This is a genomic window from Acidithiobacillus marinus (genome assembly GCF_002847505.1).
In the GTDB taxonomy this organism is placed as follows: domain Bacteria; phylum Pseudomonadota; class Gammaproteobacteria; order Acidithiobacillales; family Acidithiobacillaceae; genus Acidithiobacillus; species Acidithiobacillus marinus.
Genome location: NZ_MXAV01000053.1, coordinates 1 through 12,863 on the forward strand (window position 1 = coordinate 1; position 12,863 = coordinate 12,863).

Sequence of the window (12,863 nt, forward strand, 5' to 3'; positions counted from 1 at the left end):
CCTTAAAAATGTGATCTGTTGCGACCAATAAACAGAACACATCATTTCGTGCTGAGGTATCCAGCACAAATCCGTATCAATAAAACATGATCTGTTCTTTGCAATCATCCCCGTCTTGCCCCTGATTCACTACGCTGGAGAATATTCTGAGGCCACCCAATCGACAGCCACTCGTTCCAGCACCCCTTGCCAATCCCCTCTGCGGGATTGCCGGAACAGGCGATGGGTGGGGTACCAAGGGGTGTCCTCGCGCTCCGTCATCCATCTCCATTCAGGTTCAAACGGTAACAGCACCCAGGCGGGGCGGCCGAGGGCCCCGGCCAGATGGACTGGGGAAGAGTCCACGGAGATCAGCAAATCGGCGATCTGCAGAATGGCGGCGGTGTCCTCGAAGTCGCGTATCTCGTCGCTCAGGCGGCATAAATTCATGCCTGTTGGGGCAGGCTGGTAGGCTGCCGGTCCTTTCTGGATGGCCAAGAAGGAAGTAGCGACCGTGGCAAGAGAAGCGAATTGCTCCAGACGCATGGAGCGGTTGCCATCGTTGGGATGGGTAGGTCGCCCTGCCCAGGTCAGGGCGACCCAGGGGCGAGGGAGATCTTGCAAGCGCGCTTGCCAATGTGCGATCCGCCCGGGATCGGCCTGTAGATAGGGCATCTCCAGGGGCAGATCCGAGAGCTGCAAGCCCAAGGCGTGGGGCAGGCTCATCAGTTCGCAGTGGGCGTCAAAGCGCGGCGGCAGCGTTCCCCGAGGCTGTACCGGGAACTCGGGATAAGCCCGGCGCACCAAGGAGAGGGACTCGTGATTGACCTCGACCAGAATCTTCGCCTCGCTGTGTTTCTGCGCGGCACGAAGTAGGCGAATGAACTGAAAGGTATCGCCATAGCCCTGTTCGTCGTGGATGAGCAGGGTTTGGCCAGAGATCGGGCGTCCGTCCCAGCGAGGGGCGGCCTGGATGTGTCGGGCGAGGGCCGTGGTGTGCGGCAGATGATAGCGGTATCGGTATGCTTCCCAGCCGCGCGCGAAGTCCCCCAAGGTAAGCAGGGTGTCGGCGAGATCGTAGCGCGCCGGAAGATCACCGGGGAGAGTCTCGACGATCATCTCCTGTATCTTGCGTACTGCCTCAAACCGGCCCTGACGGCGGTAGGCCAATGCCAACAACTTCCAGAGGGGGATGGGGCCCGTCCCCCCCTGCAGATAGGGATGCAGGAGGGTTCCCACCGCCTCGGGGAGATCAGCGGCGATAAGCGCCTGACCGTGGGCGAGGAGTTCGGCGATGGAACGCTTCATGCGTCGGGATCGATCTCCAGCGCCTCCAGCAGCGGCTGGAGTTGCTCGGCGTGGATCTTCCAGCGTCCGACGGAGCTCCGATAGATGGGTTTGCGGACCTGATTGACGCTCGCTGTCTTCACCGCTCGGCGGGTTTCGTAAAAGTGCTTGCAGCCGGGTTCCCAGTCGAGGCCAAGGAAATCGAGCAGACGGCGGGTTTGATCTTCCTGATCGTCCACCACCGCCTCGTAGTCCACTTCCAGAAACTGGCTGGCCGGGAGGATATGCCGCCAATGCTCCATTAGCCGCGCATAGGCCCGGTAGAAGCGCCCGAGTTCCTGCAGATCGTACGAAAAGCGCTGCTCCCCAGAGAAGTTTTTGCTGTAACAGGACAGGCAGGTATCCACCGGATCACGACGACAATGGATGATCTTCGCCTCGGGCAGGAGCAGCGGAACGAGCCCCGCATAGAAGAAGTTCGCGGGCATCTTGTCGACGAGATAGCGGGCCTTATCAGCGAGCGGAGTGATTCGATCCCGATATTGCTGACCGAGAACCTGGAGCCGTTCTGGAGGGAGAGACACCAGGGCATCGGGATATACCCCGACCGCATCGATGATGCGACGCAGATCACTCAGTTCCCCGGCACCGTGTATTGCGGAATGAGAGGCAAGGATCTGTTCGATCAGGCTGGTGCCGGAGCGGGGCATGCCGACGACAAAGACGGGGATTGCTTCCGCAGCGGCTTGCGACATAGAGGAAATAGGATATCCGTCTTTCGGGAACAGCGTGATGATCCGCTCCGCCAGTGCATCGGCCTGAGCGGGATCGTAGCTGAAAGTGGCACGCTTGGCGGCATTGCCCGCGTGCAGATGGGCAAAGGCGCGCGGCGAGTCCTGCAAGTCCAGATGGGCTTTGCCGAGGGCAAAGTCCAACAGCATCCGATCGCGGGGCAAAAGCTCTTGCTCTAGCAGGGCCTGCATGCGGGGCAGCAAGGCATCCTCGCACTTAAAACGATGCAGATCGGCCCAGTTGTACCAGGCACTGGCCGAGTGGGGAAAACGCTCGATGGTCCTCTCGAAAAAGCGTTCGGCCTCCGTTCTGGAGCCCTGCTCCATGTGCAGCACCGCCTGACTGATCAGGGCGTCTTCTGCCTTGACCCCGGGTAATTCTCCAGCCTTGGCATAGGCGGCCAGAGCCTCTTCGTGCCGCCCCAGAGCCTGCAGGACACTACCACGAGTGTATTCCGCATCCGCGGATTCCGGGGCGTGTTGCACCGCCTGCTCTGCGGCTTGCAAGGCTTCGGGCAGGCGTTCGGCCTCCTTCAAGAGGGTGGCTTTGGTGGACCAGGCTTGGCTATTCTGGGGCTGAAAGGCAAGCAACGCCTCGACCCAGCGCAGGGCCGCTGCGGGGTTCTGGCGCTCCTGCTCGGCAGCAGCGAGGTTGATATAGGCATCCGTCAGATGCGGATCGAGGGTGATAGCGCGGCGTCCCGCTTCGATGGCGGCTTCGGTCTCGCCCCGGTCGGTGAGGAGCTTGGCGAGATTGCTATAGGGCTGCGGATAGGCGGGATCGAGGGCCATAGCCTGCCGCCAGTACTGCTCGGCAGAGCTGAAGTCTCGCTGCCGTAGACAGGTATTGCCGAGGTTATTGAGTACCCTGGGGTTTTCCGGCTCGACAGCGCGCACCCGTTCCAGGTATTCCCGGCTCTCGTCAAATCGCCCCATCTCCTGCAAGAGGATGCCCAGATTGTTCCAGGCACCCGAGAGCTGGGGATCGCGGGCGAGCGCCTCGCGGGCCGCCCGCTCGCCTTCAGCGAGTTGTCCGCGTTGGCGGAGCATCTCGGCGAGATTGCTCCAGTAGACCGCTGCTGCCTGAGGCGAAGCACAGGCCTGGCGGAGATGCTCGATAGCGGGGTCCAGACGACCATAGGCATGCGCCATGAGACCCAGCAGGTGCAGGGCGTCGGGCTGGCCGGGGAAGCTCGCCAGAATGCGCTGGCAGAGCTGTTCGGCCTGGGCGGCCTGCCCGGCCTGCCAGTGGGCCTGGGCCCGTTTCAGGGCCTCGGGGAGGGTCATGGTCGGGGCTTGGAGTGGGTCAGACATAGGCTTCCTGGCGTATCCATTGAGTGGCAATCCATTTTTCGCCTTTGCGCACCGGGAGGCCGGCGTGCAGAGAAAAAGGGTGGCGCTGGCCTTCTTCGTTCAGATTGCGGAAAAAAACGCCGCCCCCGGGAATGGGCGAAACCTGCAGCCCAAGTTCCGGAAAGGCCGTCTCTCCACCCTCCTCGACGGCATTGAGGTAGAGGATGAGGGTGATCTGGCGGTTGCCGCCCTGCCGCAAAGTCGGGGCATCGGCCGCAAAGGCGTCATAGTGCGGCTTATATTCCCCGCCTGGGCGATAATGCAGAATCTGCAAGGGTTCCTGACAGTCGATGGGGATGCCGGTCAATTGGGCAATGCCCTCCGCCAACGACTGCAGGATGGGATAGTCATCGCGCTTGGGCCAAGCCATTTCCGAAACCCGTTCACCGTGGGCCACCTCCTGCCCGGTCTGCTCGTCGGTCACCGTCGCCGGGCGCAACAGCGATTGCCCGATGGCGATGAGGTTCTGGCAGTTTTCAGGCGTGAGCAGATCCGCCCAGGCGCTGAGCCCGATACGATCGACCTGTAGCAAACGCTGTGGCATTCCTCCCCCATGGAAAACGCCCGGCACAGGACCGGGCAGAAGACATTGGTACGCTGGTACTCTAGCGAAAACCGCTGACCCGCGATAGTTGTCCAGCTCACCACCGATAGCGGGCGATGAGGTCGAAGCTGTTGAAGTGGGTATCCCCCGCGAATTGGCCCTCATAGGCAAACCTCGCCACCCAGGGACCCTTGCCCTGCAGGGTCAGACCCGCACCGGTATCGAGCGCGCCCGCCGGAGCCACCAGGGTCCGAGCGAGATTGTCGCCCAGGTAGCGGGTCTGTTGCAGCACATTCAGGTGCAGGGTACCGACGTTGGCCGCCCCCCCCAGTTCTACCCAGGGAATCCAGGTGAGTTCCCCCGCACGCAAATCAATGCCGGTACGCAGCCCTCCGGTAAAGTTGCCGATGTTGGTGCGCATGGCCGCTGTCTGCAGGTTCAGGAGTCCCGCTCCCTGCTCGTCCAGGGCACCCAGAGCGGTATGCAGATAGGTGAACTTGGCGTAGGGGATGACAAAGGCGTTGTCGATGGGGACCAGATACTGGAACTGGACGCCGGTACCCAGGAACCAGCCGTTGGCACTGGCACTCGCGGTGAGATTGGTGGGCAACAATCGCCGGTTGGTGTCGAGGGTTAGGGCACCGGTACCGAGGTCGCCCGAGATCCGCAGGTGACCGGCAGTGTAGATGCCATAGGCGAAACCGCCAAAAGCATGGCCATTGGCCTGCTGGTAGACCGATCCCGTATCAGTCCCGCTACCGGACAGGGCAAAGCCTAAAGTCAGGTGCCGGGTGATCGCTGCACCATAGCCGGTCACACCGCCGTAGTCGCTGACACTTGAGCCACTGCTGCGTCCAAAGCCACCAAAGCCCTTTGCCCAGGCGCCGAGATGGGTGCTGGTGAAGTGCATCCGACCATCGCTGTCCAATACACCCTGGGAGCCGTCGAGGACAGTGCTCAGGGTACTGTGCAGACTCTGATTGGTGATATAGGGCAGGTTGACAGCGCTATATCCAGTGGAGAAGACCTTGGATACCAGCTCCGGCTGCCGCGTGGAGTGCGGGACAAGTGCTGGTGCTGGTGCTGGTGCTGGTGCAGGTGCAGGTGCCGGAGCCGGAGCCGGAGCCGGAGCCGGAGCCGGAGCAGGAGCTGGAGCCGGAGCTGGAGCCGGAGCCGGAGCTGGAGCTGGAGCTGGAGCTGGAGCCGGAGCCGGAGCTGGAGCTGGAGCTGGAGCTGGAGCTGGAGCTGGAGCTGGAGCTGGAGCTGGAGCTGGAGCTGGAGCTGGAGCTGGAGCTGGAGCTGGAGCCGCCGTCAGCGTGAGAACAGCATCATTCGCCGTGTAGTTCAGGCTCGGGGTGATGTAGCTGGCAAAGGCCGGGGCATAGTTTACGGAGGCAAATTTGCCCGTCAGCCCCTTGGTCGTCGTGATCAGGTCGTAGACATTGGTACTGCCATTCTGGACGAAGCTGCCTTCATCCAGAACATCCAGCGCGCCGTTCAACTGGGCACTGCCGGTAATGGCCAACTGGCTGTAGTCGGTGCCTGGCGTCGTGTCTTGCGGTGTCACCAGCATGGCCAGTGTGCCCGTAGAGCCCTGCACGTAATCACCGGTCAGGCTCAGCATCCCCGGCGCCGTCGTCGTCCCCGATACGCTGGCGATGGTCAGAATCCCTTCATTGCTCACCGTACCTACCGTCCAGGTATCGTTGACCGTCCAGTTACCCGTCTGGGCAATGGTCAGGCTGCCGTTGGGATCATTGATGGGAGTGCTCGTGCCCATCACCGGATCACCTTCCAGCAGAATCGTGCTGGCCGTGGTGCCCGCATCGATCGTGCCCTGCACGTCACTGCCAGTGCTGAAGATCAGAGTGTCCGGACTGTTGGCAATGGAGATAGCATTGGTCACCGTTCCGTTACCCGTCCCAATAATCGTTCCGGTATTGGTCAGCGTCGTGCTGACACCATCCAGATAGATGCCGGTTTGACCACTAATGACGCCGCCGTTGCTCAGGGAGCCTATGGTGCCGCCACCACTATATTGGGAACTATTGAAAATACCGTAAGCGCGACCGCTGATGGTACCGCCAGCCTCGTTACTTATTGAGTTGATGCTGCCTCCGTTATAAATCCCATAGCTGATAGCACCACTGATACTCCCGCTGTTGCTCAGAGCATCTATATGTCCCTCATTGCTAATACCATCGATGCTACCGCTGATGCTCCCACCATTGCTCAGAAGGCTGATGGTACCGACGTTGTATATGCCGAATGTGCCGATGATAGTTCCGCTGTTACCCACGCTACCGATATTGTTCTGATTGATTATGCCGGTACCATTGCCAGAAATGAGGCTACTATTCGCCAGCGTACCGACAGAGCCGTTATTCAACAGCGCGGCTTTGGTCCCAGAAAGCGTCCCGCTGTTGCGCAAAACAGCGAGGGAACCCAAAACATCCGCATTCGCTGCCCGTGAGCCTATCGTCGCGGCATTGACGATGCCGTAACCCTGTCCACTCAGCGTCCCCTTATTGACCAGCGTACCATCCGCCAGGCTAATGGGGGCCAGCGTCCCGAGAGTCGGATTCCCTTGCAGCTCGACCGTGCTGGCGGTGGTTCCCGCATTGATCGTGCCCTGCACGTCGCTGCCAGTGCCGAAAATCAGGGTGTCCGGACTGTTGGCAATGGAGATGGCGTTGACCACCGTCCCGTTGCCCGAACCAATAATGGTGCCCGTGTTGGTCAGCGTCGTACTGGCGCCATCAAGAGCAATACCTGTCTTGCCCTGAATGGCACCACTGTTGCTTAAGGCTCCGATAGAGCCAGTATTGGCGATACCCGAATTACCGGCGGAAATAGTACCGCTGTTGCTCAGACTGCCAATAGTAGCGCCATTTCTGACACCGTCGGCATTGACACCATGCAGGGTAGCACCGGCTGCATTCGTCAGCTGTGCAACACTCCCACTATTGGTTATGGCGCTCCCTGCCGCACTGATACTGCCGGTATTACTCAGGCTGCCGCTGACCGTGCCCGTGGAAGTCACTACCACGCCGCTGGTCTTACTGCTGTTAATGGCAAAGTCCGTGATCGACGTCGAAATAGTAGCGATGGTTGGTGCTGCTGCGGGTGCCGGAGCCGCCGTGAGCGTCAAGATGGCGTCGTTGGCCGTATAACTCAGCTTGTGGGTGAGATAGCTGGCAAAGGCCGGGTCGTAATTGACTGTAGCGAAGGTACCGCTCAACCCCTGGCTCGTGGTGATCAGATCATATACGTTGCTGCTGCCGTTCTGGACAAAGCTGCCTTCATCCAGTACATCCAGCACACCGGCCAACTGAGCGCTGCCGGTAATGGCCAACTGGCTGTAATCGGTACCCGCCACCGTGCCGTTGGGTGTGACGATCATCGCCAGGGTACCGGTGGAAGTCTGGAGATAATTACCCGTCAGGTTCAGCATCCCTGGACTGGTGGTGGTGCCGGATACGGCACCAATGGTGAGGATCCCCTCATTGCTCACCGTACCCACCGACCAGGTGTCGTTCACCGTCCAGTTGCCCGTCTGGGCAATGGTCAGGCTGCCGTTGGGGTTATTGATGGGCGTCGTGCTGCCCATGACCGGATCACCTTCCAGCAAAATGGTGCTGGCGGTGGTGCCGGCATTGATGGTGCCCTGCACGTCACTGCCCGTGCCCAGAATGAGCGTGTCGGCGCTGTTGGCTATGCTGATCGCCGTGCCGCCCGTACCGATGATCGTGCCGGTGTTGGTCAGCGTCGTGCTGACCCCATTGAGGGAAATACCTGTCTTACCCTGAATGGCACCACTGTTGCCTAAAGCTCCGATGCTGCCACTGTTGGTAATACCATAATAGCCACCACTGATAGTTCCGCCGGCAGCATTGTTCAGACTGCCTATCCTGCCGGCGTTATTGACAATTCCGACAGCGTTGGCGCTGATGATTCCACTGTTGTCCAGGCTGACGATACTGCCTTCATAGTTGAGAATGCCTGCGTTGGTACCGCTGATGGTTCCGCCTTTTTCGTTGCTCAGACTGCCGATACTGCCACCGGTATTGTTAAGAATACCAGCAGTGTTACCGCTCACGCTTCCGCTGTTTTGCAGGCTCGCCAAGCCACCCAGCACATCTGCATTTGCGGCAAAGGCACCAATGGTCGCGGCATTGACGATGCCGTAACCCTGTCCACTCAGCGTCCCCTGATTGACCAGCGTACCATCCGCCAGGCTAATGGGGGCCAGCGTCCCGAGAGCCGGGGTACCTTGTAATTCAACCGTGCTGGCGGTGGTACCTGCATTGATTGTGCCCTGCACATCGCTGCCGGTGCCAAAAATAAGGGTGGCAGGACCACCGGAGACCTTGATGGCGACACCGCTGGTACCAATGATTGAACCGGTATTCGTCAGCGTAGGATCAACCAATCCACCCAGGTTGATAGCAGTTTTGGCAGTAATGGTGCCACTATTGATCAGCGTACTCATTGCTCCCTGATTGGAAATGGCGGTACTGCCACCACTGATCAACCCCGAATTGTTAAGGGTACCCAGGCCATTGCCGTTGAACAGCGCGGCCCCCGTTCCCGCATCCAGAATCGTGCCCTTGTTCACCACGGTTTGCAGCGCCCCGTTATTCCGCAAAGCGCCCAAGTGCCCAGCAGGCGCGATGGCCAATGAACTGATCACCCCGCTACTCTCATTTTGCAGGTCAGTAATGGTGCCTTGATCCAGAATGCCGGTTGCACCCCCGATGGTGCCGGTATTAGCCAGCGTGCCGATGCTGGCAGCATTGTACAAGCCCGTAGCATTTCCGTTGATGGTTCCGCTATTGTCCAGCGTACCGATATTGCCTTCGTTAAAAATACCGGAACTATTACCCGAAATGAGACCGCTGTTACTCAGTGCAGCGACGGGGCCATCATTCAACAGCCCCGCCTTGCTCCCAGTAATAGTCCCGCTGTTATTCAAAGCAGCGAGCGCGCCCAGCACATCGGCATTGGCGGCAAGAGTACCAATGGTCGCGGCATTGACGATGCCGTACTGCTGCCCATTCAGGGTGCCCTGATTGACTAGGGTGCCATCGGCCAGACTGATGGGTGCCAGCGTACCGAGAGTCGGGGTGCCTTGCAGTTCGACGGTGCTAGCCGTGGTGCCCGCATCGATCGTGCCCTGCACATCGCTGCCGGTGCCCAAGATGATCGTACTCCCGCCATTGGCAATGCTGATAGCCGTGCCGCCGGTGCCAATGATGGTGCCGGTATTACTTACCGTTGTACTGGCAGCTCCCGCCAGATTCAGTCCGGTTTTTCCGGTAATGAGCCCGGTGTTGCTCAGGCTTCCCAGGAGGCCGCCATCGTTGTTCACACCGTCGTTCGCGCCGCCACTGATCGTACCGCTGTTACTCATCGTACCAATAAGGGCTTGGTTGAAAATTCCGGAGACACTACCCGTGATGATACCCAAATTGTCGAAGCTACCCAGCGTGCCATTATTGGCCACACCGTAGGTGCCACCGGTGATCAGGCCCGTACTGGCATTTTCCATCTGGTCGATGCTGCCATAGACGTTTGCCAATCCGGTAAGGTTACCGCCAATGCTCCCGCTGTTGCTGAGCGTGCCAATCGTCCCGCCATCAGTCAGACCCGTGCCATTGGCAGTCATGATTCCGCTATTGACCAACGCGACAATACTGCCCTGGTTGGTAAAGGCGTTACTGCCGCCGCTAATGGTCCCACTATTGTTGAAAGTGCCGAGGGTCCCGGCATTATAGAATTCCAACCCAACAGTACCGACAGTGCTGATCGTTCCCAGATTGTTGAATTGGCCAACATTGCCCGAGCTCAGAGAAACTTCGTTGATCTGCCCACCCGTCTGGTTGTTCACCGTGCCAATATTGCCGGTATTGTACAAACCGAAAACAGTGCCATGGATCACACCCGAGTTCGATAACGATCCGATGGTGCCTGCGTTATGCAGAGCCGTTTTCTGACCCAAAGCGCCAATCGTTCCCGCTCCAGCATTGCGTAGGGCGCTGATGTAGCCACTCGCGTTGTTTACCAACGCCACAATAGAGCCCAAGTTGTCCAACCCTTCGCCGCCACCAACGATGCTACCGCTATTGTTCAAACTACCCAGCACAGAATTGCTGCCATTGCTGAGCCCGGTAGCACTACCCTGTAGCAGCCCTAAGCTGCCGTTCACCAGGGTGCCCATGCTCCCTACGTTCTCCAATCCAGAGCTGAAGGTGCCCAGAGCTGCCAATATCGTCCCCGTATTCGTGAACGAGGTGATGCTACCGCCGTTGGCTACAGCATTACCGAAGGTGCTGTTGGAAATGATCTGCCCGCTGTTGACCAAGGTGCCAACACTGCTCCCCCTATTCACCACGAAGGCGTCCGATCCCTGCACGAGACCCTGATTGGCAAAGGCAGCCAGATTTCCAAGCACAGCAGCACCGGGCGCGACAGAGCCCAGCGTCGTCGTAATCCATATCCCCGGTCCACTGCTCTGCAGGGTACCCACGTTCTGCAGCGCGCCATTGCTCAGCACCATCGGCGCCGACGTCCCCAGAGTCGCACCATCCAACTCCACCGTGCTGGCCGTCGTACCGGCATTGATGGTGCCCTGCACATCGCTGCCGGTGCCGAAGATGAGGGTATTGGCAACACTGCTAACGATGTTGATGGCCGTTCCGGCTGTACCGATAACCGTACCGGTATTACTCAGGGTAGTTGCCGAACTACCATTCAGGTATATACCGGTTTTACCGGTAATTAGGCCGGCGTTGCTGATTGACGCAATGATTCCCGCATTTTTTATACCATAGAGCGCAGCGCCAATGGTAGCTCCGCTCGCATTGACAATACTTCCGATGCTACCAACACTGTTGTAAATCCCGGAAGAGTTTCCTGCGATGATTCCGCTGTTGCTTATACTACCCAGAGTGCCCGCGTTATTGAATAGGCCCGCATTTGATCCACCGCGTATTTGACCAGAATTCACCAGTGTGGTTATTGTACCCGTGTTGCCAAGGCCAGAGTTGGCGCCAGAAACAGCACCACTGTTCACGAGCTTCCCAACGACTCCAGTCTGATTCTGACCCAAAGCAGTTTGTTTACTTTCTATGGTACCTTCATTGGTCAGCGTGCCAATAGAGGCAATATTATACACACCATAGATGGCATTACTTTGCCCTTGGATGAGCGCAGCGTTGTCAAAGTCCGAAATGCTGCCATAGTTATACACTACATTGCGATTACCGAGCAGCGTGCCAGAGTTGCTCAACGAAGCAATACTGCCGGCATTATCGATTGCATCTCCGCGGGTCGAATTAATGATGCCAGAATTGGCGAGCGAATTGATCACGCCAGAATTGAGAATCGGAAAAATCTCTCCGGTAGGCAGTACGCCACTATTGGATAGCGTTCCCGAAATCGTTCCCGTGGAGGTCACCACCACCCCATTGGTACTCGCCACATTGATGGGGAATGCAGCAATGCTGGTGGAAATGGTCGCCACGGTTGGCGCAGGTGCGGCTGCGGTGAGCGTCAGGATGGCGTCGTTGGCCGTATAACTCAGCTTGTGGGTGAGATAGCTGGCAAAGGCCGGGTCGTAATTGACTGTAGCGAAGGTACCGCTCAACCCCTGGCTCGTGGTGATCAGATCATATACGTTGCTGCTGCCGTTCTGGACAAAGCTGCCTTCATCCAGTACATCCAGCACACCGGCCAACTGAGCGCTGCCGGTAATGGCCAACTGGCTGTAATCGGTACCCGCCACCGTGCCGTTGGGTGTGACGATCATCGCCAGGGTACCGGTGGAAGTCTGGAGATAATTACCCGTCAGGTTCAGCATCCCTGGACTGGTGGTGGTGCCGGATACGGCACCAATGGTGAGGATCCCCTCATTGCTCACCGTACCCACCGACCAGGTGTCGTTCACCGTCCAGTTGCCCGTCTGGGCAATGGTCAGGCTGCCGTTGGGGTTATTGATGGGCGTCGTGCTGCCCATGACCGGATCACCTTCCAGCAAAATGGTGCTGGCGGTGGTGCCGGCATTGATGGTGCCCTGCACGTCACTGCCCGTGCCCAAAATTATGGTGTCGGGAAGATTGTTCGTGACCTTGATGGCCGTCCCACCCGTGCCAATGATGGTGCCGGTGTTGGTCAGCGTCGTGCTAGCATCTCCCAACTCCAGGCCGACTTTACCAGAAATCAGCCCGCTATTAGTCAGCGCACTAATAGTGCCCATATCGCTGATACCGGCAGAGCTCGTACCAATGATAGTCCCGGAATTATTCAGGCTGCCAATGCTACCGTAGTTGATAATGCCATTGTTGATCCCGCCGATCATTCCCGTGTTTTGCAGGACACCCACGGTGCCAGAGAGGTAATTGTAGAGGCCTGATGCGGAGTGAGCGCCACCGATGCTACCACCATTCGTTACCGTACCGATATTGCCCGAATCGTTGTAGATACCCCGTGTGCCAGCAATATTCCCTCCTGCAGCATTACTCAAGCTGCCAATACTGCCACCCAAGTTAAAAACACCGGCCCCGTAGGACATGGAACTACCGCTATTCAGTGTTCCATTGATGCTGCCAGTGTTTTGCAAACTCGCCACGGTTCCCAGCAAGTCCGTATTGGCAGACAGGGTTCCGATGCTTGCCGCATTACCAATGACAATTCCAAATTGCGAGCCGCTCAGCGTACCCTGATTGACCAGCGTACCATCCGCCAGGCTGATGGGGGCCAGCGTGCCGAGAGTCGGGGTGCCTTGTAATTCGACCGTGCTGGCCGTGGTGCCCGCATTGATGGTCCCCTGCACGTCGCTGCCGGTGCCAAAAATCAGGGTACTCGCCACGCTCCCGGCGAGACTGACAGCCGTCCCCATTCCACCGATG

At 58.7% G+C, this 12,863-nt stretch carries 4 protein-coding genes; all 4 read right to left on the minus strand.

Features of this window, described 5'->3' with window-relative positions:
* Positions 1–129: 129 nt before the first annotated feature.
* The 4 genes from B1757_RS13595 to B1757_RS13610 all read right to left on the minus strand — a co-directional run bounded on the left by B1757_RS13595 (position 130) and on the right by B1757_RS13610 (position 12,853).
* The gene (locus B1757_RS13595) at positions 130–1,287 is read right to left on the minus strand and encodes a glycosyltransferase family 9 protein (protein WP_101538834.1); all 1,158 of its coding nucleotides are present in this window, start codon (positions 1,285–1,287) and stop codon (positions 130–132) included.
* Positions 1,284–3,371 carry a tetratricopeptide repeat-containing sulfotransferase family protein gene (locus B1757_RS13600; protein ID WP_101538835.1) on the minus strand — a complete coding sequence of 696 codons (2,088 nt, stop codon included), beginning with the start codon at positions 3,369–3,371 and terminating at the stop codon, positions 1,284–1,286. The genes B1757_RS13595 and B1757_RS13600 overlap by 4 nt, the downstream gene beginning before the upstream one ends.
* Positions 3,364–3,954 (minus strand): prolyl hydroxylase family protein, encoded by a 591-nt coding sequence (locus B1757_RS13605; protein WP_172437729.1) that lies wholly within the window; start codon positions 3,952–3,954, stop codon positions 3,364–3,366. Before B1757_RS13605 ends, B1757_RS13600 begins: the two co-directional genes overlap by 8 nt.
* 97 nt (positions 3,955–4,051) lie before the next feature.
* On the minus strand, positions 4,052–12,853 hold the full coding sequence (locus B1757_RS13610) for a hypothetical protein (RefSeq protein WP_253253869.1): 8,802 nt from the start codon (positions 12,851–12,853) through the stop codon (positions 4,052–4,054).
* Between the last annotated feature and the right edge of the window lie 10 nt (positions 12,854–12,863).

Coding starts and splice junctions, on each gene's coding strand:
- B1757_RS13595 (WP_101538834.1), bottom strand. CDS start 1,287: ATGAAGCGTTCCATCGCCGAACTCCTCGCCCACGGTCAGGCGCTTATC.
- B1757_RS13600 (WP_101538835.1), bottom strand. CDS start 3,371: ATGTCTGACCCACTCCAAGCCCCGACCATGACCCTCCCCGAGGCCCTG.
- B1757_RS13605 (WP_172437729.1), bottom strand. CDS start 3,954: ATGCCACAGCGTTTGCTACAGGTCGATCGTATCGGGCTCAGCGCCTGG.
- B1757_RS13610 (WP_253253869.1), bottom strand. CDS start 12,853: ATGGGGACGGCTGTCAGTCTCGCCGGGAGCGTGGCGAGTACCCTGATT.